Raw genomic sequence first — 25,364 nt, 5'->3', positions numbered from 1 at the left:
TTTCATAATAAAGTCCTCCTGTTTTTAGTTTATCATAAAAAGATTTTTTTATTTACAGACTTTTTATCACAGGCTCTCAATTGTTGAAAAATGTAATATATTATTTTTTTCTTTTTTTATTAGGGAAAAATATTGTACTGTTATCTAACGGTTATTCTAATAAAACTACAGGTATAATGCTATTTATTAATATCATATTTATGATGATTTTCTATTTTTTAGTAGTATTCAAAGTGAAAAAGTATAATTTCTATTTATTATTATTCGTTTTTAGTTTTAGTGCCTATTTGATTAAATTTTCCGCTTATAGTGATTTTAACAAGCGGATGAACAAATTCATAATATACACATATTTAATAACTTTGTTAATCGAAATTTTGACTATAATATTTTTGAAATTTAGAAAAGAAGGAAAGAAGTTTCAATTAGCAGTAAAAATATTTTTTAGTCTGATATTAGGAATCATTTTGCTGGATTTTCTTGAAATATTTTATTTTGAACCGCAGAATGTAGTTTATTCCACGAATATTTCAAACATAAAGAATGTAGAAGAGCTGCTTAAAATATTAAATAATATGCCTGTATTAGAAGAAGTATATTTAACAACAGAAAAAATAGATATAGGGTTCAAATATTCTGATGAAGAAATGGGGTATTTGTATATATTCGGGCAAAATGAAAAAAATATAAATATGAATGTGGATAGAAGTTTATTAATAACTTTAAATAAAGATATTACAAAAGAATCTATAGACAACCTGATGGTGAAAATAGAGAATTATTTGAAAATGTTAAAGTTAGAAAATAAATTAATAAGGGTATACATTACAAGAGATAAAAATTCAGCTGAGGGAGCGGCAGTATATGAATTTGAAAATGGAAAAAAGAAAATAGTTTATGAAAATTTCAGCTATTCTAGAAATCAAACAGCTTTGAAGGGAATAATAAAATTTTTTACAGGACTGCAAAAAGGGATTATACGTGAATGATATCATTTCCCGGCATTTGTGATCAAAATATAAAATAAAAATTCAATATATAGATTTAGTAAAAATAAACTCAAAGAATAATAGAAAACTAAGGAAATAATATTATAATATATTTAAATTAGAAATAAATAAAGTATACAAAAAATTCCACACAACGGAGTAACTTAAAGAAGACGGAGGATGAATATCTATGGAAATAATTCACAAAAAAGAACAGAAACAGTTTGAAGCATGGGAAAATAACGAAATGTTAGGACATATGACTTATACATGGATAGGAGATGACAAGTTCATTATAGACCACACTGTAGTAGAAATTCCGGCGGAAGGAAAAGGAGTAGGGAAGAGCCTTGTAATGGCAGGAGTAGATTTTGCCAGAAAAAATAATCTGAAAATACTGCCTTTATGCCCATTTGCAAAATTAATATTTGATAAGAATAATGATATTCACGATGTTTTAATGAAATAAAAATTTATAACACAGGAGAGCTGCCAGCGAAATCAGCTCTTTTTATATGCAGTTTGATTTATAATCAGAATTTAGGAATAAAAAAAGGGTAAAAGATCGTGCAGTTCTTTTACCCTTAATATTTAATTTAATATATTATTTATGCATAGTAACAAATGAATCAAACAACACCATTATATCCTTATCGCCTTTGAAATAAGCAGGTATTTTCTTATCAATTTCCAGAAAGTCATAAACAGCAGTCATAGCAGTTCTCACAGAATACTCTACGGTAAATACCACACCTTCGGGAATTTCCACAAACTGCCCGATAAAAGCAAGATTTTTATATCCCGCAGGTCTTACACGGGGTCTGTCAGAAATTTTTCGCGGCATAAACTGACTGGTGATAAAAGGAAGAATACAAGGAATACAATTCGATGTACTGATCATTTCCGGAATATAGTCGTCAAATTTCAAGTGATGAAGAAGTTCGGCAAGTATTTCCTCTCCTGTACATTCTGTCATTTTTTTCTTAATATAGTCGCCTTCCCTGTTTGGAAACAGACCATATCCCCAGAAAACCGTGACCCCCTCAGGCTGATTCAGAAAATGCGGCTGATATGCTATAACTATAGACATAAGCCAGTTTGAATCTTTCAGGGTAACTAAGGCACCTGTTCCCGGTGTATTACCCGAAAACTTTTCCATCATATCAAGGAATTTATTGTCTTTATTACATGTTACAGTAAATGACTCCCAGAAACTCCGGTCAATGTCACTGTCAAAAACTTTTGGATTACCAAATTCAGGCTTTCCGGCAGATATCTTCTCCCAGAATTCCCATGAAGTGCCAAGGTTTGACTTTGAAAAAACAGGCGGGGATGTCATAGTTCCCAGCGTAGTGGCAGCTGTCATGGAACCGTTTGTAATTATGACTATATCATCATGATTTATATTAACGTTTTCATTAGTACCGTTTCGCGAAATGTATAATTTTGAAACGCTTTTTTCATTATTTTCAATGGTATTAAATTCTATGTCTTTTACTTCACAATCGTATTCAAAAACAACACCCTGTTCTTTCAGCCATAATTCCATAGGGAGGATAACAGAATCGTACTGATTATAAAGAGAACGCTTTACTCCGGAAAGATTATTTATTCTAGGAAATTCATGAATGAAAATATGCAGGTATCTCTTGAACTCTATAGCGCTGTGCCAGGGTTCAAAAGCAAAAGTAGTGGCCCACATATACCAGAAATTGGTAGTAAAAAAATGAGGTGAAAAGAAGTCTTCAATGGTAATATCTTCAAGAGAATGTTCAGATTTTACCATAAGTTTTACAAGTGATATTCTGTCGCTTTCATCAAAACCCATGGAAGAAACATCGGTTATCTGAGCGTTTCTGTCCACAAGACGGGCTTTGCCGTTTGTCTGTACTTTTTCATTAAAATCTTTTATTTCATCATAAACTGAGATATTTTTATTGGAAATAGCCGGTATTTCCGAAAGGACATTCCAGAGTGCGGGATACTGCTCATAGTCAAACATACGTCCTCCCCTGATAACATATCCGTCATCTGCATTTCCGCTTCCGTCCATACTTCCGCCGCTTATATTTAGTTTTTCATATATATGAATGTTTTCTGCGGGCATCTTTCCGTCTCTGATAAGAAAAACCGCACCGGAAAGTGCACCTACACCTCCTCCTATAAAATACGCCTTTCTGTTCCTCACATTTTCTGCTGACATAATATTTGCCTCCAGTCATTATATGATTAAAAAGAATATAAATGTTTTTTGTTAACAAATTATACTCTGAAAAAAAATCAAAGTCAACGTTATTTTTTATCTTAATAAAGCTTAGTTTTCTCTAAGTTTTATCAAAGAATATTATGTTATTTAAAAAACTGTATTTGATATGTAAAAATGGTTTCTGCGGTATGAAAAAAAGCGTTTACCGAAATAAAGCATATAAAGTGATTTTATGTTATAATATAAAAGAGAAATTTAAGATTATAAAAAAATTTTATTATATAAAGAAATGAGGGAACTTATGCCGAGAACTTCGGAAAATAACGGGAAACTGCTTAAGTATCTGAAAGAAAAATATGCCGAGCTGAATAAGCCGGTGTTTGAAGAACGTCTCGAAAACGAAAAGAAAAAAATAATAAGCAAAGTAGAGAGAAACCCTTACCAAAAGGATTATGCACGGCTTATACATTCGTCTTCGTTCAGATGCCTTCAGGGGAAAATGCAGCTTCTGGATGTTAATTATGCAGAACATTACAGAAACAGGCTTACGCACAGTATAGAGGTGTCACAGATAGCAAGGGGAATAGTAGATTATTTTATCAGTATTTTTCCTGATGAGCTTGGGGATGATAATTTTTATTCCATAAAAGATAACTATGTTCTGGAATTTTCTTCGCTGGCTCATGATCTGGGAAATCCTCCTTTTGGTCATTACGGAGAGACAGTGCTTGACAGGCTTGCAGTGGAAAACGGTCTTGAAGGTTTTGAAGGAAATGCTCAGACATTACGTATATTAACGAGACTGGAAAGGGCAAAAGGCGGAATACAAGGCTTGAATCTGTCTAAAAGAAGTCTTTTGTCAATAGTAAAGTCTTTTAATAAAAATACAGAGAGACAGAAAAGATTCTTATACGCTGATGATTATGAAGTGATAAAGTCTATTGTGGATAAAACTGGGATAAAGCCTATGACACTTGATGCACAGATAATGGATCTTGCAGATGAAATAGCGTATATAGGACATGACCTTGAGGATGCCTTGAATCTGAAATTTTTTAATGACAGAGAGTTTATGAATCAGCTGAAAAAAGAAAATTTGAGCGAGCGAGAATACGAACTTGTAAAAAATGTCTTTGAAAATGCTCATGAAGAGGCAGAAGAATCTAATACAACTGAGGAATACAGCAAAATTTTCAGAAAAAATGTAAGAGGCAATATAGTAAATGATTTAATACAGGATATTATCTGCGTCGAGGAAAACGGGGTAAAAAGACTTTATTTCAACGAATACGGAAATCTGGCTTCAGAATTAAAGAAACTGATATTTAAGCTGATAAACAGGGAAAGTAATGTTGTGATTTATGAAAAACGGGGAGAAATAATTCTAAGAAGCCTGTTTGAATTATTTATGGATGAAAAGTTTAACAGAAACGGTATTTTACTTCCAGAAGAATACAGAATAAACTGGAAATCAGATAAAGAACGTAACATAATAGATTATCTTTCAGGAATGATGGATTTATACACTGTTGAGCTTTATGAAAAATACTTTGGCATAAATAAGCTGAATGAAGTCTATATGAGCTATAAAGAAAGGGCGGAGTAGGTTTTTTATAAGATTTCGGCTTTTCCGGTTTTTATTGATTCTGTGGTTTTTAATGTGGTACAATATAAAAAATAATAAAAATCATACACAGGAAAGAAAAATCTTATTTTCAGTGATGTTTATGCAATGTTTTATAAGAAAAGTCAACAGAAAAAAATTAATATATTAAATAAAGAGGTGTAATATGCGTTCAGGATTCATAGCAATAGTAGGAAGACCAAATGTAGGAAAGTCTACTATGATGAATAAACTAATAGAGGAAAAGGTAGCAATAGTTTCAAATAAATCTGGAACAACAAGAGACAGAATAAAAGGTATAGTGAATAAAGGGGAAAACCAGTATATTTTTATGGATACTCCGGGAATTCACAAACCCAGACATCTTCTGGGTGAACATATGACAAATGTAGCCTTGGAAACATTAAAAGGAGTAGACGCGATAATGTTTCTGCTCGATGGTACTCAGGAAATAAGTACAGGCGATGAATTTGTAAATGATCATGTAAAAGCGGTAAATACTCCCGTGGTACTTGTGATAAACAAAACTGACAAAATGAGTGATCAGGAGATACAGGATAAACTTGAAGAAATAAAGGAAAAACTCGGTGATTTTGACAAGATTATTACAATAGCAGCTGAATATGGAATAGGGATGCATAAAATATACGGAGAGCTTCAGGAATACCTCACATCAGATGTATGGTACTATCCTGAGGATATGTATACTGATATTTCCATAAATAAGATGATAAGAGAGATTGTAAGGGAAAAACTTTTATTTTATACAAAAGACGAGATACCTCACAGTATAGCAATAGAGATAGTAAATATAGAAAATACTCCTAAAATAGCTAAATACGACATAAATATCTATGTGGAAAGAGATTCGCAGAAGGGGATCATCATAGGAAAAGACGGGAATCTGCTGAAAAAAGTAGGAAGTGAAGCAAGACTTGAAATAGAAGCTCTTCTTGAAAAGAAAGTCTTTTTGAATTTATGGGTAAAAGTAAAGAAAAACTGGAGAAAGAAAAAAGACTTTTTAAAAGAACTTGGATATGACGAGTAAAATTCAAAAAAGACTTTAATGTTGTACTTTATTCTGTATTGTTTAATCAGTCAGACAGAATGCGGCAGCAGAAATTTCGTTTTTTCTGTATAAAAATATTTTTCATTATCAAAATAGCAGTAATTGCAACGTGTTTTAACTATACTGGAAGTTAAAAGGAATGAAATGATGAAGAAAAAGTATAAGATTTTATGTGTCAGTGACATAGATATCCTGTCTAATATGAATCTGGAATCTATGAAAAATAAATTCAGGGATATTGATTTTATAATATCTGCAGGTGATGTCTCCAACAGATATATAGATTTTCTTGTATCCACACTGGATAAAGATCTGATTTATGTAAATGGTAATCATATTTATCATAAAGATCATCCCATTACATTTGCGAAAAATATAGACGGAAAGTTTTTAAAGTATAAGGGACTGAGGATTTTCGGATTGGACGGCTCAAAGCTTTATTCACACAAGGAACATCAGTACACGGATTTTCAGATGACATGCAAGGTGATAAAGAATATTTTCAGCTTATGGCGGGGAGTTGATATTGTGGTGTCTCATGCTTCGCCAAAAGGTATACATGACACTGACGAGAAAGTCCATGAGGGATTTAAGATATTTAATAAAGTAATAAAATGGTTTAAGCCGAAGCTGTGGGTTCATGGTCATGTGCATCTTCATAATTATCTTGCAGTGCAGGAAACTTATGTGGGTGAGACGAGGATAATGAATGTTTTTGGTTATAAACTGCTTGAGATTGAAAAATGAAGAAATAAAGAGGTAATGTGTTATGGATCTGTATAATGAAAACTTACAGAGAGAAGCAGAAAATGCATATAAGAAATTTATTAAGACATCTAAAGGACTATTTGGTATAAATAAACAAAAAAGCGGGCTGGAATCTTTTAAAAATGTACAGAAACAGGAACAGGCGTATAATAGTTCTATTCTCGGGATAAGGGACGTAAGAGTGGATCAAATAGCAGGAAGCGTGGAAAAATATAAGGATTTTGATAAAAATTTTGTTCCGAAAAATGAAGTAATAAAGGAAAGATGGACAAAGATTTATGTAGCCTGTATGAAGGAAGAGTCACTGCCACCTGTAATTTTATATAAAATAAAAGATACTTACTATGTTTATGACGGAAACCACCGTGTTTCGGTGGCGAAGTTTCTGCATTATCCCAGTATAGAGGCGGAAGTTACTGAATTTCTCCCTTCAGGTGAAGATACAGAAGATCTTGTATACAGGGAAAAATTTATTTTTGAAAAAGAAACAGATATACAGGATATTGTTTTCACAGAACTTGGAAGATACGACAGACTGGATACCGAAATAAAATCATATCAAAAATTTCTTCTTGAAAAAAAATCCGTAAAATGCACTTATAAGGAAGCCGCAAGATATTGGCGCAGGGATATTTTCAGAAGTATTACGGGTATTCTTGAGTCTAATTCTATGACAGAGTATTACGAAGGCTTTAATATAAATGATCTGTTTATATTTGTACTGGATCATAAATATTTTATAAGCAGGGAAAAACAGGGAGATCAGGGATATCTTTACGCTGTTATCGATTTTGTAAATATGGTAAAAACAAATGAGGATATTTCACTGGCTAATAAATGTATTATTCATGAAGAAAGAAGAAATGATTTTTTAAAATTATACAAAACTGACAGGGAGATGAAGCTGTCAGCTGAAAAAATAAAAGGAAATGAAATCCTTTTGAAAATAACAGGAATAGACTTTGAATATAATGACTTTACTTTTGAAATGATAGAAAATTTTCAGGAAATTTACAAAATTGATGATTTTGCCGAAGCTGTGAAAAAGTGGTATGAAGAGGTCTATGTTCATATACTTAAATATTTTTTGATAAAAGTAAAAAAACTTCCTGAAAAATACAGTAAATATCTGAAACTTTATACAGATAATGAGAAAAGGCTGTTTGAATCAATACATAATTTTAGAAGGCTTCATTATTATTACGGCGATAAAGGGGAAGAAAGGCTTATTGACTGGAAGAATACCATACTGAATTATATAGTGGAAATCTATATAAGCATAATTGACGGCATAATAGAAAGCGGAGTTTCTCCGGCTAAAGCCGTAGATGTTTATTACACAATCGAGAAAGAATATTTTTACCTTTTGAGAAATGAGAAAATACTGGAGTCAGAGAAAAAGAATCTGAATTATTCCAAAATAAAAGAGGTAGAATCAATATTTTCACTAAACTGGTTTGGTAAAAAATTCAGAACGGATAATGTGTCAGATATATTAACAGATGAAAGATATGAAGAATTTCTGAAAAAATTTACATCTAAGAAAAATATGCAGAAATTCGAGAAAATTTATTATAAATATAACGGAATAAATATATATTCTACTTTTATAAAACTGGAAAAAGCAATGAAAATAATCGGAGAAAAAGAATTTATTTTTGATCTGGAAAGAAATATGAAAACATTGGGCAATACGGGATATATTGTGAAGAATTATAAAACAATAGAGATTTTGCGAAGCTTTGACAAAGAGAAAGAAAATATGACTTTTCTGGATTTTTATGCAAAAATACTTAATCATGGAGTAACAGCATCACCGGATTTTTTGTTTTTGAATATTCTGGATATAGCTCTTGATTATTTGAATAACTGCAAAAATATAGAATCTTGTATTGATGGATAAGATTGGTAATTATAAGCTGTTGATATTGTTATATTTATATTAGCGGCAATAAAATAAATAAGATACTAAATATGCGGGAGGAAGAAAATAAAAATGGATGTAAAATCGGTATTTTTAGACTTGGACGGAACAGTTCTGCATGATGACAAAAGTATATCAAAAAGACTTTTGGATGTAATAACAGAGCTGAAAAAACAGATAAACATATATGTATCCACAGGAAGAAGCTGGGAATCTGCCTCTTCATATGTAGAAAAACTAGGTCTTGATGATCTGGCAATTAATTATAACGGAGCAAGAATAATTAATCTGAAAACAAAAGAAGTGCTTTCAGAAAGACCGCTTGACGAAGAAACAGTAAAAAAGCTCATAGAGATATCACGTGAGTATAAAATTCACCTGAATTTATATAAAGATGATAAATGGTACGTGGAAAATGCAGGTAAAGAGGCAGAATATTATTCAAGCCTAACAGATATCAAATGGAATCTTATAAATTTTGACGATTTCGTCGGGAAAAAATCCACAAAGGCTCTCTTTGTAGCAGAATATAACAGGCTTGAAGAGATGAAAAAAATACTTGAGAAAAGGCTTTCAGGAGTGGAATATGTATTTTCAAGTGAGTATTATATGGAGATTCTGCAAAATGGTGTAAATAAAGGAAGTGCTGTAAAAAAAGTGTTAGAAGAAAGCGGAATTTCCAGAGAAAATGCCATGGCTTTCGGAGACCACTGGAATGATAAAGAGATGCTCAGTTATGTGAAATACGGTTACTTAATGGGAAATGCCCCTGAAAATCTCAAAGAAATATTTGATAAAGAAAAAATTATTGCAACGAATAACGAAGACGGAGTAGCACAGATTTTGGAAAAATTGATCTAAACTGGTGATTGAATGATGAGAGAAGAGTTTGTACATTTAAAACTGCATACAGAATATTCACTTCTTGAGGGAGTAGGCAAAATAGAAGAATATCTGGACAGGGCGAAAAAACTGAATATTAAGCAATTGGCTGTGACTGACACAGCTATGTTCGGCGTGGTTGAATTTTATGAAAAGGCTTTTAAAAAGGGAATAAAGCCTATAATCGGGCTTGAAATATTTATGGACGGTTTTTTTTCCGAAGGTGAATTTTCGCTGACACTGCTTGCAAGAAACCAGACAGGCTATAAGAATCTGTGTAAGCTTTCATCATTGTCATTCAGCAGATTCAGCAGAAGCAGGAATAAAATAAGATATGAAGAATTAAAAAAATATTCTGAGGGTCTTTTTATACTCTCAGGTGGGATAAACAGCGAACTGACTGAGTCAATACTGACTTATAAATACAGCGAGTTTAAGAATATAATTACTAAGCTTGTACAGGATTTCGGCGAAAGCTTTTATGTGGAAGTGCCTGCCGCGGAGAGACTAAAGGATAAGATAAAGCTTTATATAGAAATGGCAGAGGAATGCAACGCGGAATATGTGGCGAGCAATGATGTATATTATCCTAATTTCGGCGACAGTGTCCTGCAAAAAATAATGATCTCCATAAAAGACGGAACCAAAATAAATTCGGAAAATACAGAACTAAAAAATAATGATCTTTATTTGAAATCAGCAGAACAGATGAAAGAAAATTTTTCAGGATATGAAAAAGCTATTGATAACAGTGTGAAAATAGCAAGAGAATGTAATGTGACTTTTGAGTTTGATAAATTTAAGTTCCCTGAATATGATCTTCCAGAAGGGAAAAGCGAGGCAGAGTATATAAGAGAGCTTGTGTATGACGGGCTTAGGAAGAAATACGGAGAACCTCTTGAGGAAAAAATTACTGAAAGAGCGGATTATGAGCTTGATATAATAAATAAAATGGGTTATAACGGTTATTTTATAATAGTCTGGGATTTTATTAAATATGCAAAAGATAACAGTATCTATGTGGGACCCGGAAGGGGGTCGTCAGCAGGAAGCATAGTTTCATATGCCCTGAACATAACAGAAGTAGATCCAATAAAATATAACCTGATCTTTGAACGTTTTCTGAATCCTGAAAGAATTTCAATGCCTGATATAGATATAGACTTTGATCAGGAGCAGAGAGAAGAGGTAATAGATTACGTAGTAAAGAAATACGGGCATGAAAAAGTGGCACATATAATTACTTTTGGTACTTTAAAAGCCAGAGCGGCAATCAGGGATGTAGGAAGAGTTCTGGATATCAGCCTGAAAAAAGTAGATAAAGTGGCAAAACTAATACCGCATTTTTCAGAACTGGAAGATGCATTGAAAAATGTCCGTGAGTTAAAAGATCTTTATAACAGTGATAATGAGGTAAGGGATGTAATAGATTATTCCCTGAAACTAGAGGGGAAAGTAAGACATGCATCGGTTCACGCCGCGGGAATGGTTATTTCCAAAGATATTCTTGATGATGAAATACCCACTTATTCAGACGGACGGGCTTCTTTTCTGTCTACACAGTATCAGATGAAAGAACTGGAAAATTTGGGAATACTTAAGATGGATTTTCTGGGATTGAAAAACCTTACGATTCTGAGGAAAACCATGGAGAATATAAGGGTAACACAGGAAAAAGTCATGGAACTCGACGATATACCTCTTGATGACGAAGAAACGTATAAAATGCTCACAGCAGGAGATACATTAGGGGTATTTCAGTGTGAATCTCCCGGTATCAGAAGACTTATGCAGAAAATGAAAATAGAGAAGTTCGAAGATATAGTGGCACTGCTGGCTTTGTACAGACCGGGACCTTTGCGGAGCGGAATGGTGGATGACTTTATAGCAAGTAAAAATGAAGGTGCCGCAATAAAATATCCCCATGATGCATTAATAGATGTCTTAAGTGAGACATACGGGGTAATACTTTATCAGGAACAGGTTTTGAAAATAGTAAATGTGCTTGCCAATTATACTATGGGGGAAGGGGACAGCCTCCGGCGTGCAATGGGGAAAAAAATTCCCGAGTTAATGGCTCAAAACAGAGAAATATTTATAAAAAGAGCTGTGGAAAATAATATTACTCCTGATAAGGCAGAAGAGATATTTAATCTCATAGATAAATTTTCCGGATACGGATTTCCAAAGTCGCACTCTGTGGCTTACGCACTTGTGGCTTACTGGACGGCATATCTGAAAACTAATTATTTTAAAGAGTTTTTTGCTGCCACAATGTCCACGGAAATGTATAATATAGACAGGCTCTCGCTTTTTATAAATGAAGCAAGGGATAAGGGAGTGAAAGTGCTTCTTCCTGACGTGAATCTGTCAGCATATGAATTTCTTGCTGAAAAAGACGGAATACGTTTCGGGCTTCTGGCTATAAAGCATGTAGGGATAAATATAGTAAAAAAGGTTATAGAGGTAAGAAAGAACGAGAAATTTGATTCTTATGAAGATTTTGTGTATAAGCTGAAAAAAGAAGGGCTTAATAAAAAACAGCTGGAAGCTTTTGTATTTTCAGGAAGTCTTGATAAAATACACAATAACAGAAAAGAGATGTTTTTATCAATAGATAAAGTTTTGGAATGGTGTGAGAAAAAATTCAATTCCGAGGAAGATCTTCAGATGATATTATTTGGAGGAAAGTCTCAGAAAATAGGGATATTTTCTATAGAGAAGTCGGAGGAATACAGTGAAGGCCTTCTTTTGGAAAAAGAAAAGGAATTTTTGGGTGTATATCTATCTAAGCATCCCCTCGATAATTACAAAATTCTTATGGATACAATAGACAAAAGCCGTATGGATAATTTGAAACAGGGCAAAAGAGTAAGGGTAATAGGGCTGGTAAAAGATATAAAGAAAATGATTACCAAAAAAACCGGGGAACCTATGGCAAGATTCTTTATTGAGGATTACGGCACAAAGACGGAAGTCGTATGTTTTCCGAGAGATTATATAAATTTCAGCCATGAAATATTTGACGGGAATGTGGTAATAGCGGAAGGAACAGTATCATCAGATAACATCGGAAGACTTAATGTTAATATGACCAGTATAAATTCATTGAAGGATATAGACGAGAATCGTAAATTAAAGCTTTATATACTAATAGACGAAGAAACAAAAGGCAAAATGGTTCAGGTAAAAAAAATCATAACTGAAAATAAAGGGACAAATCAGGTTTACTTCGCAGTAAATGAAGCCGGCAAAAAAGAGATAATAAAATTAAGCGAAAAATACAGGGTAAGTATTACAAGCAAGTTCATTGAAGAGCTTTCGGAACTTCTTGATTATAAAAAAATAAAAATAAAGTAGTATATATTTTGTAAAATAATGATAAAATGTGTATAGAGTAATCTAAGTCTGACAAAATTTACAGAAAAATTAAAGATAAAAAGCATAAATATTAAACAGTTTTGTGTGAGAATTAGCTGTTCAAACAGCCAGTTTAACTATTAGATTGCAAAAAGAACGACTGTGTGGTAAAATTATATAAAGATTTTTTGCAGGAGGAGAAATGGAATTAAAAGAAATAAAGGAGTTAATGAAACTTATAAAGGAAGAAGACCTGGGAGAAATTAAGGTAAATATCGGGGCAGAAAAACTGCATCTGAAAAATACCAAGAGTCCGAATACGAATTTCCAGAGTGTTCAGGAAAAAGTTGTTTTTCTTGAAGAGCCTGAACCGGCAAAAGAAATAGTAAAATCTAAAAATGTTGGGAAAATAAAATTTTTAAATATTGAAAAAGAAATGGAAGTAAAAGCTGGAACGAAACTTGCTACAATAGAAACAATAGGGGTAACAACAGATATAAAAGCTCCGGTGAGCGGAATACTTACTGAAATTTTTGTAGCAGATCAATCAATTGTAGATTACGGGAAAAATTTATTTGAGATTGAGATAAGTGAATAATTATTAGGAGGAAAAATGTTTAAAAAGATATTAGTTGCCAATAGAGGAGAGATTGCTGTTAGGATTATCAGGGCAGCTAGGGAACTTGGGATTAAAACAGTAGCAGTGTATTCAGAGGCGGATAAGGATTCATTACATGTGAAACTTGCTGATGAGGCTGTATGTATAGGGCCTGCGAGTGCTTCAGAATCATATCTGAAAATACCAAATATAATTTCGGCGGCACTTGTAACAGAATCTGAAGGGATACATCCCGGATATGGATTTCTTGCAGAAAATGCAGGATTCGCTAAAATATGTGCTGAAAATAATATAGTATTCATAGGACCAAGTCCTGAAGTTATCAGTCAAATGGGGGATAAGGCAACAGCCAGAGCCACGGCTATAGCACATAAAGTGCCTATTACGAAAGGTTCTGACGGAATAATAAAAGACATTAAAGAAGCTAAGATTCTTGCTAAAAAGGAAATAACTTATCCTGTTATCATAAAAGCAACTGCCGGAGGCGGAGGAAAAGGGATGAGAATAGCCAGAAACGAAAAGGAACTGGAAGAAAACATGGTTGCCGCTCAGACAGAAGCACAGGCAGCATTTGGAAATCCTGATGTATATATAGAAAAATACGTAGAGGAACCAAGACACGTGGAAATCCAGATTATCGGGGATAAATTCGGTAATGTAGTTCATCTTGGAGAAAGAGACTGTTCTATACAAAGAAGACACCAAAAGCTTATAGAGGAGGCACCTTCTGCAGGAATAAACAAAAGCATAAGGGAAAAAATGGGGAAAACAGCTGTAGCACTTGCCAAAGGGATAAAGTATGACAGCGTGGGAACATTGGAATTCCTTGTGGATAAAAAAGGGAATTTCTATTTTATGGAAATGAATACGAGAATACAGGTGGAACACACTATTTCTGAAGAAATAACAAGAGTAGATCTGATAAAAGAGCAGATAAGAGTAGCAGCAGGAGAAAAACTGAGTTTCACACAAAGAGATATAGAGATAAAAGGACATGCAATAGAGTGCAGAATAAATGCAGAAGATCCGGAAAGCAACTTTCTTCCTTCTGTGGGAACTCTTGAGACTTACATAACTTCAGGAGGGGCAGGTGTAAGAGTGGATTCACATTCTTATCAGGGATATGATATACCGCCTTACTATGATTCTATGATTGCTAAGCTTATCGTATGGGGAAATACCAGAGAAGAAGCTATCATTAGAATGAAGAGAGCGCTTCAGGAGTTTATAATTGAAGGAATAGACACTACAATACCGTTTCATCTGAAAGTCCTTGACAATGAGGATTTCGAAAGCGGGGAGATATTTACTAACTTTATTGAAACACATTTTAATAATTAAAATTTAGGAGGAACAAATATGAATGATTTAGGAAATATAAGCATTTCTTCGGAAGTAGTAGCTACAATAGCAAGTTCAGTTGCTTCAGACGTAGAAGGGGTATACAGTTTAGCAGGTGCAGAGCCTAAAAATGAATTTACGAAATTTTTTAAATCTGTTTCATCTTCGGGTAATAAAGGAATTGAGGTAGAAGTAGGAGAAACTGAATGTACAATAGATTTATATGTAATAGCAACAATGGGATTCCAGCTTCCGGCACTTGCGGGAGAAATACAGAAAAGAGTAGTTAAGGCAATTACTGAAATGACTGGATTAAAAGTACAGGAAGTAAATGTATATATTCAGAAAATAGTAAAAGCTGATACTCCAAAATTGGAAAATTCAGATGTAAAACCTTTGGATGCTGAAGAAATAGTGGATGAAAGCGAATTATAGAAACCTGTGCTTTAGGATAACAAATCACGGCAATGTAGAAACACTTTGTTATATTAATATTGGATATGAATTAGACAAAGCGTAGCTTAAGGAGGCAAAAATGATAACATTTTTAGTATTTTTAGCTTGGTTATCGATAATATCAGGAAGTCTTATTATAGTAACAATGGGTCTGTCAGATGTAGTAATGAAAACGGGATATCTCGAAGCGGTGCAGAGAAGAATAGATTTATCTGATCCGCAGGTAATAATAATTTTAGTATTATTAATAGTAGTGTATCTCATAATTTTCGTTTTATATTTTGTCCACAAACTGACAAAGTACTCTGAAAATAAAGTAATAAAAAGTAAAAGCGGTGAAATTACCGTAACATATAAAACTATAAACAATCTGGTAAAGGAGTATCTCGGAGCCCAGAAGTTTATAAAATCAATAAAGACCAAAACAGCTCAAAAAGGGCGTGGCGTGGTAATACATGCAGTTTTGGAATTATACTCAATAAAAGACTTGAACAGCAGGCTTCAGGAGCTGCAAAATGAACTGGTGGAGTATCTTTTTAATTCTACCGGGGTAGAGCTGAAAAAATCATACTTTAAGATAAAAAAACTTATACAAAATCAGGAAATTTATACTTTCTATGCTGAAAATACAGATACTAAAATACTGGACTATAAAGAAAAACCAGAATTTGAGTCTACACTGAAAATTTCAGGAATGAAAGAAGAAGAAGAGAAAGAAAATAAAGAGATTAACTTACAGGAAACAAAATAAGAAAGGACCGAAATGGGTAGAAGAAAGCTTAGGGAAGAGATATTTAAACTGTTGTTTGAAAGAGAACTTGTGGATAATGACATGGATATGAGACTGGCAGAAGTTCTTGAGGAAAATGACATTACCAAAGAAGAAGATATTGAATTTATGAGAGAATACATAAAGAATGTTACCGAACATAAAGAAAGTATCGAAGATAAAATAAAATCCAAGCTTGTCGGCTGGTCCTTTGATAGATTGGGAACTGTGGAGAAGACGCTTCTGAAAATGTCATTTTATGAAATAACAGAAGCAGGTACCGGACATGAGATAGTTATTAATGAAACAGTGGAACTGGCTAAAAAATATGGTGAAGATAAAACACCGGATTTCATAAACGGAATACTTGCAGATCTGGTGAGCTGAATTATCGGAGAAAAATATGGAAATAGTGATATTTAAAGATATAGAAACTTCAAAGAGTGAAATTTTTACTCTTTTTGAAAAAGAGACAAATGATAATATATTAATTGATTTTGGGGATAATTTTATTAATCCCCAAATTTTGTATTTTATGTTATTTATACAAAGAGAGGCCGTTTTACGCAAGAGACCGGTAATTTTCATTGTGGGAGACGAAGCTTCATTTAAAAAGCTTCTTCTTGAAAAGTATAATAAATATTTCTCTATTTTCAATACTTATAAAGAATACGAAAATCTGAAAAGGTTCATAAAATTTAAAGTTGCTAATGTTAATAATGAACAGTTCGTAAAAGAACTCATTACCAATATTCTTACAAATGACAGATTTAACGTAACTGAATATTCATCAAAAGATTTTCTTATGAAAAAGAAAATAGATGAAGATGTGGTAATTCTTGAGTATAAAGATGAGAAAAAGAATTTTTTTGAAGTAATAAAAAGGATAAAGCATTTAGATAAAAATATACCTATAATTCTTCTTTCCAATGACAGTGATCTGGAACAGGCACTGACTACTATAAGACTTGGTGTAAATGAAATAGTGAGAAAGCCTTTTAAAAGGGAAGAAATTAGTAATGCTGTAAAGAGAGTAGCTGTGGAGTCAGAGCTGGTAAAGGAAAATGCAAGACTTTTCAGAGAGATTCAAAAAAGGGAAAAAGAGCTGACTATACTTTATAATAATCTTGAGAAAGAGCTTACACTTGCTTCTGAAATACAGAAAAGCCTTATGCCTAAAAATGATCTTCATTTTGGGGAATACCGTATCAGATACATTTATAAACCTTCACAGGATATAGGCGGAGATTTTTGTGATATTCTGGAGGTTGACGAGAATAATTTTGCAGTGGCGTTCGCAGATATATCAGGGCATGGAATACCGGCTTCGTTATTGTCAACTATGCTTAAAGTGTATATTCTTAACTATGGATATGATATAACAGATACAGCTAAACTCACAGAAACACTTAATGAAGATGTAATAAGAGTTTTTCCGAGAGGTAAGTTTATTAGTTTGTTTTACTTAATGATAGATTTTTATAATCATAAAATGAAATTTTGTAAAGCAGCACAGGAAAGTGCCTTTCTTCTGAGAGGGCATACTGATGAAATAGAAGAACTTAATACAGAAGGTCAGGTACTGGGCTTATTTTCAAAAATTGATTTTCCTGATATTGTGAATTTTGAGGAGAAAACCACTGATTTTAATAAAGGAGATAAACTTCTTCTGTATACAGACGGAATAGTAGAGGCGAGAAATAATGCCGGAGAGTTTTTCGGGATTGAAAGAATAAAAGATATACTTTTGAAAAGTAAAAATTCTGATAATATACTTGATATTATTCTGGGAGAATTATATAAATTCACAGAAAGTGAAAAGCTGGAGGATGATTTGACTTTTCTGCTGATTGAAAGAGATTGATTTACATAACTTTAATAGAAAATAGGCTTTAGGGCTTATTTTTTATTGCTAAAAAAGTGTAATTGCAGAAGTATGCTCAGATACTCAGACAGTTACACTTATTTTACAATATTGAGAGATTCAATTTCAGGTTTCAAAATGTAATCCGTTCATTAGAACTTACTTTTTACATGAATTATGTTCTGATTATCAGCTGAATTTCCGGATAAATATTACTTTAGTTTCAGGCTGTTCAGTTTTTCTTTAACCTGTCCGTATTTTTCAGGCATATCTTCAATATTCATATTCTCCACAGGGTCAACAGACCCCTTTTCTTTCGCAATTTCATAATACCAGCATTTATACTCAAGAACTCTGAGAGTCTGTGTTAACTCCTCAATTTGTTTCTCCACTTTGGCACGCTGTTTTTTAAAAATCTCCAGACGTTTCCCAATGTTTGAATCACCCTCTGTTATCATATCAAGATACTTTTTTATATCTTTTATGGGCATTCCCGCCTGTTTTAAGCAGTGTATAATGGAAAGCCATTCAAAGTCCGATTCGCCGAATTGGCGGATGCCGCCGTCAGAACGCTTTACAAATGGAAGCAGTCCTTCCTTATCATAATAACGAAGTGTTGAAGGTGCTATATTCATCATTTTCGACATTTCCCCTATACTATATAACATATAAATTATCTCCTTACACAAATAATAAAAATTTTTGTTGACTTAAAGTTAACTTTAAGTTGTACAATTGAATTAAGTTGAAAATATTGTAGCATATTTAAGTAAATGCTTCAAATAGTAAAGATTTAATAAATTAAAAAATTAGGAGGAAAGATAATATGTTAGGGAATTTTACTTATTCAAATCCAACAAAATTATATTTTGGGAAAGACTCTTTAAATGGTCTGAATGAAGAACTGCCAAAATACGGAAAGAATGTATTACTGGTTTACGGCGGAGGATCAATTAAAAAAAATGGTATTTATGATGAAGTCGTAAAAATTTTGAAAGCTAATAACAAAGAGATTTTTGAAGATGACGGAGTTATGCCTAATCCTACTGTAGAAAAATTATACGAAGGATGCAGAAGAGCAAAAGAAGGTAATGTTGATCTTATTTTAGCAGTGGGCGGCGGTTCTGTCTGTGATTATGCAAAAGCTGTATCTGTTTCTGTCTACAGTGATGAAGATCCTTGGGATAAATATTTTTTACGTATGGAAGATGTGGATAATAAAATCATTCCTGTAGGTTCTGTTTTGACAATGGTGGGAACAGGTTCTGAAATGAACGGCGGTTCTGTTATTACAAACCCTGAAAGTAAGTTAAAAATCGGTCATGTATTCGGCGAAAATGTATTTCCAAAATTTGCTGTTTTGAATCCGGTTTATACATTTACTTTGCCGCAATATCAAATGGTTGCTGGATTCTTCGATATTATGTCTCATATTCTTGAGCAATACTTTTCAGGTGAAGATGATAATACATCAGATTATCTTATGGAGGGTCTGTTAAAATCACTTATTCATTCTTCAAAAATTTCTGTGGAAAATCCTGAAGATTATGAAGCAAGAAGTAATATTATGTGGATCGCAACATGGGCATTAAATACACTTGTTGCAAAAGGGAAATCTACTGACTGGATGGTGCATATGATCGGGCAGTCTATAGGAGGATATACTGATGCAACACACGGAATGACACTTTCAGCAATATCAATTCCTTATTATAAGCATATTATGCCGTATGGTCTTGCAAAATTCAAACGTTTTGCCGTAAATGTATGGAATGTAAATCCTGAAGGTAGAAGTGACGAACAGGTTGCTTTGGAAGGGCTTGCATGCATGGAGAAATGGATGAAAGAAATAGGACTTACAATGAGTATCAAAGAATTAGGCGCTACAGAAGATATGTTGGACGGCATTGCAAAAGGTTCTTTTATTCTTGAGGGCGGTTATAAAGTGCTTAATCATGATGAAATTGTTGGTATTTTAGAAGAAAGTATGAAAGCACAATAGTAAATAAAGTATTGAAATTCAGGTGACGGAACACTACAATCAGATGAAATATGGTTTATAACGGAGAAATCGCAGAGTTAGATAAGAAAAAATCCCTGTTTTTGTGAGAAATCCTTTAGAGCAGTTTGAAATAATGCAGAAAAATTCCCTTACAAAAAAATAGTTTGTATGTTATAATATTTTTATTTCAAAATAAAGGAGACAGATAATGAAAAAATCTATTAAAATAAATGGAATTTGTTGTTCAGGGTGCACATCAAAAATAGAAAATGCACTAAAGGGTCTTACAGAAACAGAAAAGGTGGAAATCAATCCTGCGGAAGGTATTGTTTCGCTTGAATTATCAAGAGATGTTGATAATGAGTTGATAGAAAATATTATTACCAGTTCAGGACATTATACTGTTACAGAAATAATTTAGTATTTTGATAGTACAGTTAACATACATTAAAAGGCCCTTCGGGCTTTTTTTAAATACAAAAATAAATAATTCTTTTCTTCTAAAAAGAATAGTAAAATGTTATTATAAAATAGATACGATTATACATGAGAAAATAAAATCAGATAGAAAATTATTCAGGGAGGTTGTGTGAATGGCTAAAATAACAATGGAAACATTGGAAGAAATTTTGAAAAAATATAATATTGAAAATAATTATAATAATTTTATATTTGGATATAAATTATCAAAGTTAACAGGTTTTGCAGATATGCAGATATTCGGAACAGGAAAAAACTGTATAGTTATGCTGCCTGTGACGGTTTTGGGAGCTTTGGAGGATAAAAATCCTGTGGTTTTGAAAATTTTTGATGAAATAGACGGGTTTGAACTGAAAAAAGGGCTTCTTAGTCATACATTGATTATAAATTTTTCTGATGGTAAAAAATTAAAATATAAGATAAACAAATATGTAATACCATATCCGTGGCATAACGAAAGTGTAAAAAGGCTTATTAATAATGGAGAATAGCTGAAAATACGGCTATAGTGAGGGAATAAGATGGAATATTTATTTATAAACGGGAAGAAATACGGTTTTGCAAAAGATTACAGGGAAGACAATGAACTGCGGGAAGAGTATAATAAATTAACTGAGAAAACATATGGATTTAGTTTTGAAGCATGGTATCAGAACGGATACTGGGGAGAAAAGCACATACCTTATACATTGTTCGATGAAGGAACTGCAGTTTCTAATGTTTCTGTGAATAAGATAAAGTTTTCTATTTTGGGAGAAGAGAAAAATTATGTGCAGATAGGAACTGTTATGACTGATAAGAAATACAGAAATCAGGGATTGAGCCGTTATCTTATGGAAAGGGTAATAAAGGAGATAGAGTCAGAGTGTGATCTGATATATCTTTTTGCCAATAAAAGTGTTCTTGATTTTTATCCGAAAATGGGATTTAGGGAAGCTAAAGAATATAATTATTCTAAGGATATAAGTTATTTGAAAACGAATGCTCAAGTAAAAAGACTTGATATGAATAATTCAGAAAATAAAGAGTTTTTATACAGAAAAGTCAGAGACAGTATACCTTTATTCAAAGTATCAATGCTGGGAAATCCTGAGCTTGTTATGTTTTACTGTACGCTTTTTATGAAAAATTTTGTGTATTATATCGAAAATCTTGATATTATTGTTATTGCTGAATATGACGGAAATGTACTTTATTTATATGATGTTTTTTCTTCCAAGAAAATTGACTTGGATAATATTATAGACATAATGTCTTTAGCTGAAACAGAAAAAGCCGTGCTGGGGTTTGCATATGAGGGTAGTCATTATCAGAATGTGCTGAAAACTGACAGAGATAATGTGTTGTTTGTTTACAGCAGAGATAAAATTATTTTTGACAGCAATAAACTGAAATTTCCTGATTTATCTCATACCTAAAATAAGAAAAAGGTAAAAAGTCAATATTATTCAATAAAAAATTTTTACTTTATTATATATTCAATGTAAATGGAAGGAGAAAAAATGGGACTTGAAAAGCGCCGGGTATATTTGGACAGGGAACTGGAAGCAGAAGCTTACTGGTTTTATGGAATAATGCAGAAATTTCCTAATCATTTTCATGAATATTACGTTATAGGTTTTGTAGAAAACGGACAGCGTCGTTTGTACTGCAAAAATAAAGATTATATAATAAATCCGGGAGATATGGTGGTGTTGAATCCTTTTGACAGTCATACATGCTTGCAGGTTAATGACGAGGCACTTGACTGGCGGTGCATTAATATAAAAAAAGAAGTAATGAAGGAAGCTGTGGAAAAAATCTATGGTTACGATTATCTGCCGGTATTTTCAAAAACAGTTTTTTCAGATGATGAAATACTATCTCTGCTGAAAGAACTGCACAGCATGATTGTTATCGGCTCAGAGAGCAGCGAAACAAGAAGGGCAGTATTTTATAAAATTATTGAAAAGTTATTTGAAAAATATACAGAACAGGACCAAAATGATGAAATAACAGCAACAGCCGAAATAAGACGTTTATGCAGATATATGGAGAATAATTACTGCCAGAAGCTGTCACTTGATGATTTCAGCAAAATAGCAGGACAGAATAAGTTTACTCTGCTTAGAAATTTTAATAAAATACATGGTTTAACACCTTATCAGTATTTGGAAACAATCAGGATAGAGAAAGCCAGAATATATCTGGAAGAAGGCAGTACACCGGCAGAAACAGCTTTGAATACAGGTTTTTCTGATCAGAGCCATTTTACAAGATTTTTTAAGAGCCTTATCGGGCTTACACCAAAACAGTATCAAAAATTATATAAAGAAAGTATTTGACAGGAGAGAAAAATGAGAACAAAAAAAGAAATATCGGGACATCTTTTTGCATTAACTGCAATATTGGTATGGGGAACAACTTTTACTTCAACTAAAATATTATTAAGAAGTTTTGCTCCTGTGGAAATATTGTTTTTTCGTTTTATTATAGGATTCACTGTTCTTTTTATACTATGTCCGCATAAAATATCAGTGAAAAATGTAAGGCAGGAATTTATATTCGCAGCCGCGGGATTCTGCGGAATAACAATGTATTTTCTTATGGAAAATATAGCATTGCTGCATACTACAGCTTCCAATGCGGGAGTAATCGTATCATTGTCACCGTTTTTTACAGGGATTTTATCGTTTTATTTTTCAGATGAAGAAAAACCTGATGCGAGTTTTTTCATTGGTTTTGTTATAGCTTTGGCAGGGATAGCACTTATATCCTTTAACGGAATGGTTAATTTGAATTTGAATCCAATGGGAGATTTTTTAGCTTTACTTGCAGCATTTTTCTGGTCGCTTTACTCTATACTAATGAAAAAAGCCAGTAAATTCGGATATAGTAATCTGGAAAGTACAAAGCGTGTATTTTTTTACGGATTGTTTTTTATGATTCCAGCTATACTAATGTCTGATTTTAAATGGGAATTTATCAGATTTGCAGATCCGGTAAATTTATTTAATATTATATTTTTGGGAGCCGGGGCTTCGGCTTTGTGTTTTGCAGCATGGAATACAGCTGTTAATATACTCGGTGCCGTAAAAACAAGCGTGTATATTTATATAGTACCGATAGTTACAGTTTTGAGTGCGGCGGCAGTTTTGGGAGAAAAACTTACTGTTGTTTCTGTATGTGGAGTGATTATTACGTTTGCGGGACTGTTGATTTCAGAAAATAAAATAAATTTTAAGAAAGTAAAGTATTTTGGAAAAGCGGAAGAATAAGTTTTGGAACGATTAGAGCAGAAACGATATTATAAAAAAGAACCCGGCTGAAAAACTACAGTCAGGTTCTTTTTCATATATAGTAAATTTATCAAATAAGTCAATATTTAGTGGTTCCTTCTACAGCACAGACATTTACTATTACTTTACAGCTTTTTCCGCCGCTTTTCTCACATTTTTTCAGTGCTTTTTCATTAGATCTCTGTACACGTGTATTATAACCGATTCCGCCGATATTATCTGTAGCAGAGTCAGAGCCGAAAGCTTTATCGCCTTTGGAATAAGCAACACCAACACATCTTTTGCTGTCTACCATAATAACTTTGCAGTCAGCACCACAACGTTCCAATACACTGTTTTTAGCCGCTTTTCTATCTGTAGTATTGGAAATACTTGCCCATTTTCCTGTGTCAGGGTCTATAGCAACTGCTCCTATAGTCGGCGTTATAATCCATGAATCACCGCTGCTGTTACCGCCATTGCTTGCACCGCACACATCAGGCGGGATATTTTCTCCGCATCCGTAATTCCATGCTAAAGATTGTACACTCAAGATTCCAAATAAGACTAATGTAAATAACAATAATTTTCTCATATTTGATCTCCTTTGATTTTATTTATTCGACATTGAATATAAGTCAATTATAGTTTATTTAGTAAAAAAAATCAAATTACATATTTTAAGCAGTAAATGCTGCATGGATTAAATAAAAAACCTAAAATTGTCAAAGCAGTATAATTATGTTATACTTTTTAGTAATTTGGAATGGGAGTATTGATATGAAAAATATAATCTTATTGGAAATGAAGAAAAATATGATAGACAGTTATGTTGATTTATTTATTAATACATTTACTAAAGAGCCGTGGAATGATGTGTATGAATCCAGAGAGCAGGTAGTTGATTTTTTTAATAATCATTTTGGAAATAATTATTTTACAGGTTACGCAGCAATGCTGGGTGATAAAGTTGTTGCTTTAAGTGTTGGTTTTAAAAAGCCGTGGATTAATGGAACAGAGTATTACATTGATGAGTTCTGCGTGAGTTATGAAATGCAGGGCAGCGGTATAGGAAGCTGGTTTATACGGGAGATTGAAGAGGATATAGAAAAAAAGGGAATGAACGCTATAATTTTAAATACGGAAGCAGGGTATCCGGCACAGAAATTCTATGAGAAAAACGGATTTAATGTAATAGACGGACTGGTAATTTTGGCTAAATAGGTGAAAGGCAGATTTAATTGCTGCTTGTGTATAATATTAAAGTGTAGCATATTTATAAAACATTAGAAAGATTAGGAGAATACATCATGGCTGTAAAAATAATTTTTTTTATAATCACTCTGATTATAACAACAATAGCGATATATAGTGATAAATTAATAAACTTAAAGAGAGGCGTGGTTTTATTTATTTTATCTATAGTAGTTCCATATGGAGTGGGGATTGCTGTTAAAACTTTAGATTTACATATAGAGAGAGACAGCTTTATGATTATTATTGCTGTAACAATGACAATTTGGGTAGTGCTTGGCATACTCGGGATACCATATGGAATGTATATGCTTTTTACCGGACAGGTTCGGTTTCATAAAAAGTACAATACTCAAAATGAGCATGTAGGGGAAAACTTAGAGGAATTAGGCAGTAAGGAAAATTTGAATAAAGCACATAAAATTATAAAAATTATGGGTATTTTGGTTTCTTATCTGATGCTTTATGGTATTTGGTTTGATATGCATTAATCCGGATAA

General features: G+C 32.8%; 25 protein-coding genes. 22 read left to right on the top strand and 3 right to left on the bottom strand.

Annotated elements, in window-relative coordinates; all coding sequences use genetic code 11:
• Positions 1-467: 467 nt before the first annotated feature.
• Positions 468-989, top strand: a complete 522-nt coding sequence (locus NK213_RS09065; RefSeq protein ID WP_253348631.1) for a hypothetical protein — start codon at positions 468-470, stop codon at positions 987-989.
• A 190-nt stretch (positions 990-1,179) separates the two neighbouring features.
• Positions 1,180-1,458, top strand: coding sequence for a GNAT family N-acetyltransferase (locus NK213_RS09060; RefSeq protein WP_041310619.1), 279 nt, complete (start codon positions 1,180-1,182; stop codon positions 1,456-1,458).
• Between the two features lie 135 nt (positions 1,459-1,593).
• Here NK213_RS09060 and NK213_RS09055 read toward each other — a convergent pair whose 3' ends face one another.
• Positions 1,594-3,192 carry an oleate hydratase gene (locus tag NK213_RS09055; protein WP_253348630.1) on the bottom strand — a complete coding sequence of 533 codons (1,599 nt, stop codon included), beginning with the start codon at positions 3,190-3,192 and terminating at the stop codon, positions 1,594-1,596.
• Between the two features lie 304 nt (positions 3,193-3,496).
• Here NK213_RS09055 and NK213_RS09050 point away from each other — a divergent pair, with 304 nt between their 5' ends.
• From NK213_RS09050 to NK213_RS08995, 12 genes are all read left to right on the top strand, one after another.
• The gene (locus NK213_RS09050) at positions 3,497-4,801 is read left to right on the top strand and encodes a deoxyguanosinetriphosphate triphosphohydrolase family protein (protein ID WP_253348629.1); all 1,305 of its coding nucleotides are present in this window, start codon (positions 3,497-3,499) and stop codon (positions 4,799-4,801) included.
• 184 nt (positions 4,802-4,985) lie between these two features.
• Entirely contained in the window at positions 4,986-5,867 is an 882-nt protein-coding gene (era, locus tag NK213_RS09045; RefSeq protein ID WP_253348628.1) for a GTPase Era, read from the top strand.
• A 168-nt stretch (positions 5,868-6,035) separates the two neighbouring features.
• The gene (locus tag NK213_RS09040; protein WP_253348627.1) at positions 6,036-6,635 is read left to right on the top strand and encodes a metallophosphoesterase; all 600 of its coding nucleotides are present in this window, start codon (positions 6,036-6,038) and stop codon (positions 6,633-6,635) included.
• Between the two features lie 22 nt (positions 6,636-6,657).
• The gene (locus NK213_RS09035; protein WP_253348626.1) at positions 6,658-8,559 is read left to right on the top strand and encodes a hypothetical protein; all 1,902 of its coding nucleotides are present in this window, start codon (positions 6,658-6,660) and stop codon (positions 8,557-8,559) included.
• A 93-nt stretch (positions 8,560-8,652) separates the two neighbouring features.
• Positions 8,653-9,441, top strand: coding sequence for an HAD family hydrolase (locus NK213_RS09030; protein WP_253348625.1), 789 nt, complete (start codon positions 8,653-8,655; stop codon positions 9,439-9,441).
• A gap of 15 nt (positions 9,442-9,456) precedes the next feature.
• Positions 9,457-12,822: a DNA polymerase III subunit alpha gene (dnaE, locus tag NK213_RS09025; RefSeq protein WP_253348632.1), complete on the top strand. Its 3,366-nt coding sequence runs from the start codon at positions 9,457-9,459 to the stop codon at positions 12,820-12,822.
• Positions 12,823-13,024: 202 nt separating this feature from the next.
• Positions 13,025-13,420, top strand: a complete 396-nt coding sequence (locus tag NK213_RS09020; RefSeq protein ID WP_253348624.1) for a biotin/lipoyl-containing protein — start codon at positions 13,025-13,027, stop codon at positions 13,418-13,420.
• Positions 13,421-13,435: 15 nt separating this feature from the next.
• On the top strand, positions 13,436-14,782 hold the full coding sequence (gene accC, locus NK213_RS09015) for an acetyl-CoA carboxylase biotin carboxylase subunit (RefSeq protein WP_253348623.1): 1,347 nt from the start codon (positions 13,436-13,438) through the stop codon (positions 14,780-14,782).
• An 18-nt stretch (positions 14,783-14,800) separates the two neighbouring features.
• A complete protein-coding gene (locus NK213_RS09010; protein WP_253348622.1) occupies positions 14,801-15,217 on the top strand; it encodes an Asp23/Gls24 family envelope stress response protein in 417 nt (138 codons plus the stop codon).
• 100 nt (positions 15,218-15,317) lie between these two features.
• Positions 15,318-15,989: an alkaline shock response membrane anchor protein AmaP gene (gene amaP / locus NK213_RS09005; RefSeq protein ID WP_253348621.1), complete on the top strand. Its 672-nt coding sequence runs from the start codon at positions 15,318-15,320 to the stop codon at positions 15,987-15,989.
• 12 nt (positions 15,990-16,001) lie between these two features.
• The gene (gene nusB, locus NK213_RS09000; RefSeq protein ID WP_253348620.1) at positions 16,002-16,394 is read left to right on the top strand and encodes a transcription antitermination factor NusB; all 393 of its coding nucleotides are present in this window, start codon (positions 16,002-16,004) and stop codon (positions 16,392-16,394) included.
• A gap of 16 nt (positions 16,395-16,410) precedes the next feature.
• Positions 16,411-17,871 (top strand): SpoIIE family protein phosphatase, encoded by a 1,461-nt coding sequence (locus NK213_RS08995; protein WP_253348619.1) that lies wholly within the window; start codon positions 16,411-16,413, stop codon positions 17,869-17,871.
• A 212-nt stretch (positions 17,872-18,083) separates the two neighbouring features.
• On the opposite strand, the gene NK213_RS08990 is transcribed toward NK213_RS08995, so the two are convergent.
• A complete protein-coding gene (locus NK213_RS08990) occupies positions 18,084-18,539 on the bottom strand; it encodes a MerR family transcriptional regulator (RefSeq protein ID WP_253348618.1) in 456 nt (151 codons plus the stop codon).
• Positions 18,540-18,697: 158 nt separating this feature from the next.
• Here NK213_RS08990 and NK213_RS08985 point away from each other — a divergent pair, with 158 nt between their 5' ends.
• From NK213_RS08985 to NK213_RS08960, 6 genes are all read left to right on the top strand, one after another.
• Positions 18,698-19,873 carry an iron-containing alcohol dehydrogenase gene (locus NK213_RS08985; RefSeq protein ID WP_253348617.1) on the top strand — a complete coding sequence of 392 codons (1,176 nt, stop codon included), beginning with the start codon at positions 18,698-18,700 and terminating at the stop codon, positions 19,871-19,873.
• A gap of 208 nt (positions 19,874-20,081) precedes the next feature.
• A complete protein-coding gene (locus NK213_RS08980; protein WP_012861208.1) occupies positions 20,082-20,294 on the top strand; it encodes a heavy-metal-associated domain-containing protein in 213 nt (70 codons plus the stop codon).
• A gap of 172 nt (positions 20,295-20,466) precedes the next feature.
• The gene (locus NK213_RS08975; protein WP_253348616.1) at positions 20,467-20,844 is read left to right on the top strand and encodes a hypothetical protein; all 378 of its coding nucleotides are present in this window, start codon (positions 20,467-20,469) and stop codon (positions 20,842-20,844) included.
• Positions 20,845-20,874: 30 nt separating this feature from the next.
• Positions 20,875-21,771 (top strand): GNAT family N-acetyltransferase, encoded by an 897-nt coding sequence (locus tag NK213_RS08970; RefSeq protein ID WP_253348615.1) that lies wholly within the window; start codon positions 20,875-20,877, stop codon positions 21,769-21,771.
• Positions 21,772-21,855: 84 nt separating this feature from the next.
• Positions 21,856-22,677 (top strand): AraC family transcriptional regulator, encoded by an 822-nt coding sequence (locus NK213_RS08965; RefSeq protein WP_253348614.1) that lies wholly within the window; start codon positions 21,856-21,858, stop codon positions 22,675-22,677.
• A 12-nt stretch (positions 22,678-22,689) separates the two neighbouring features.
• Entirely contained in the window at positions 22,690-23,610 is a 921-nt protein-coding gene (locus tag NK213_RS08960; protein ID WP_253348613.1) for a DMT family transporter, read from the top strand.
• 100 nt (positions 23,611-23,710) lie between these two features.
• Here NK213_RS08960 and NK213_RS08955 read toward each other — a convergent pair whose 3' ends face one another.
• Complete coding sequence (locus NK213_RS08955; protein ID WP_253348612.1) at positions 23,711-24,205, bottom strand: DUF4189 domain-containing protein; 495 nt, start codon at positions 24,203-24,205, stop codon at positions 23,711-23,713.
• A 185-nt stretch (positions 24,206-24,390) separates the two neighbouring features.
• Between NK213_RS08955 and NK213_RS08950 the strand changes: the two genes are divergently transcribed.
• Both NK213_RS08950 and NK213_RS08945 read left to right on the top strand, forming a co-directional pair.
• Entirely contained in the window at positions 24,391-24,834 is a 444-nt protein-coding gene (locus NK213_RS08950; protein WP_253348611.1) for an N-acetyltransferase, read from the top strand.
• A gap of 86 nt (positions 24,835-24,920) precedes the next feature.
• Positions 24,921-25,355 carry a hypothetical protein gene (locus NK213_RS08945; protein WP_253348610.1) on the top strand — a complete coding sequence of 145 codons (435 nt, stop codon included), beginning with the start codon at positions 24,921-24,923 and terminating at the stop codon, positions 25,353-25,355.
• Positions 25,356-25,364 lie beyond the last annotated feature (9 nt).

Source organism: Sebaldella sp. S0638 (genome assembly GCF_024158605.1).
GTDB lineage: Bacteria > Fusobacteriota > Fusobacteriia > Fusobacteriales > Leptotrichiaceae > Sebaldella.
This window is presented reverse-complemented; position numbering and strand designations above follow the sequence as displayed.

Excerpts from the sequence above, each read along its gene's own strand:
- NK213_RS09010 (WP_253348622.1), top strand. The coding sequence starts at position 14,801 with ATGAATGATTTAGGAAATATAAGCATTTCTTCGGAAGTAGTAGCTACA.
- NK213_RS08990 (WP_253348618.1), bottom strand. The coding sequence starts at position 18,539 with ATGTTATATAGTATAGGGGAAATGTCGAAAATGATGAATATAGCACCT.
- NK213_RS08995 (WP_253348619.1), top strand. The coding sequence starts at position 16,411 with ATGGAAATAGTGATATTTAAAGATATAGAAACTTCAAAGAGTGAAATT.
- NK213_RS08960 (WP_253348613.1), top strand. The coding sequence starts at position 22,690 with ATGAGAACAAAAAAAGAAATATCGGGACATCTTTTTGCATTAACTGCA.
- amaP (WP_253348621.1), top strand. The coding sequence starts at position 15,318 with ATGATAACATTTTTAGTATTTTTAGCTTGGTTATCGATAATATCAGGA.
- accC (WP_253348623.1), top strand. The coding sequence starts at position 13,436 with ATGTTTAAAAAGATATTAGTTGCCAATAGAGGAGAGATTGCTGTTAGG.
- NK213_RS09035 (WP_253348626.1), top strand. The coding sequence starts at position 6,658 with ATGGATCTGTATAATGAAAACTTACAGAGAGAAGCAGAAAATGCATAT.
- NK213_RS09030 (WP_253348625.1), top strand. The coding sequence starts at position 8,653 with ATGGATGTAAAATCGGTATTTTTAGACTTGGACGGAACAGTTCTGCAT.
- NK213_RS08945 (WP_253348610.1), top strand. The coding sequence starts at position 24,921 with ATGGCTGTAAAAATAATTTTTTTTATAATCACTCTGATTATAACAACA.
- NK213_RS08985 (WP_253348617.1), top strand. The coding sequence starts at position 18,698 with ATGTTAGGGAATTTTACTTATTCAAATCCAACAAAATTATATTTTGGG.
- NK213_RS09020 (WP_253348624.1), top strand. The coding sequence starts at position 13,025 with ATGGAATTAAAAGAAATAAAGGAGTTAATGAAACTTATAAAGGAAGAA.
- NK213_RS09060 (WP_041310619.1), top strand. The coding sequence starts at position 1,180 with ATGGAAATAATTCACAAAAAAGAACAGAAACAGTTTGAAGCATGGGAA.
- NK213_RS08980 (WP_012861208.1), top strand. The coding sequence starts at position 20,082 with ATGAAAAAATCTATTAAAATAAATGGAATTTGTTGTTCAGGGTGCACA.
- NK213_RS09055 (WP_253348630.1), bottom strand. The coding sequence starts at position 3,192 with ATGTCAGCAGAAAATGTGAGGAACAGAAAGGCGTATTTTATAGGAGGA.
- NK213_RS09050 (WP_253348629.1), top strand. The coding sequence starts at position 3,497 with ATGCCGAGAACTTCGGAAAATAACGGGAAACTGCTTAAGTATCTGAAA.
- NK213_RS08965 (WP_253348614.1), top strand. The coding sequence starts at position 21,856 with ATGGGACTTGAAAAGCGCCGGGTATATTTGGACAGGGAACTGGAAGCA.
- NK213_RS08955 (WP_253348612.1), bottom strand. The coding sequence starts at position 24,205 with ATGAGAAAATTATTGTTATTTACATTAGTCTTATTTGGAATCTTGAGT.
- era (WP_253348628.1), top strand. The coding sequence starts at position 4,986 with ATGCGTTCAGGATTCATAGCAATAGTAGGAAGACCAAATGTAGGAAAG.
- dnaE (WP_253348632.1), top strand. The coding sequence starts at position 9,457 with ATGAGAGAAGAGTTTGTACATTTAAAACTGCATACAGAATATTCACTT.
- NK213_RS08970 (WP_253348615.1), top strand. The coding sequence starts at position 20,875 with ATGGAATATTTATTTATAAACGGGAAGAAATACGGTTTTGCAAAAGAT.
- NK213_RS08975 (WP_253348616.1), top strand. The coding sequence starts at position 20,467 with ATGGCTAAAATAACAATGGAAACATTGGAAGAAATTTTGAAAAAATAT.
- NK213_RS08950 (WP_253348611.1), top strand. The coding sequence starts at position 24,391 with ATGAAAAATATAATCTTATTGGAAATGAAGAAAAATATGATAGACAGT.
- nusB (WP_253348620.1), top strand. The coding sequence starts at position 16,002 with ATGGGTAGAAGAAAGCTTAGGGAAGAGATATTTAAACTGTTGTTTGAA.
- NK213_RS09040 (WP_253348627.1), top strand. The coding sequence starts at position 6,036 with ATGAAGAAAAAGTATAAGATTTTATGTGTCAGTGACATAGATATCCTG.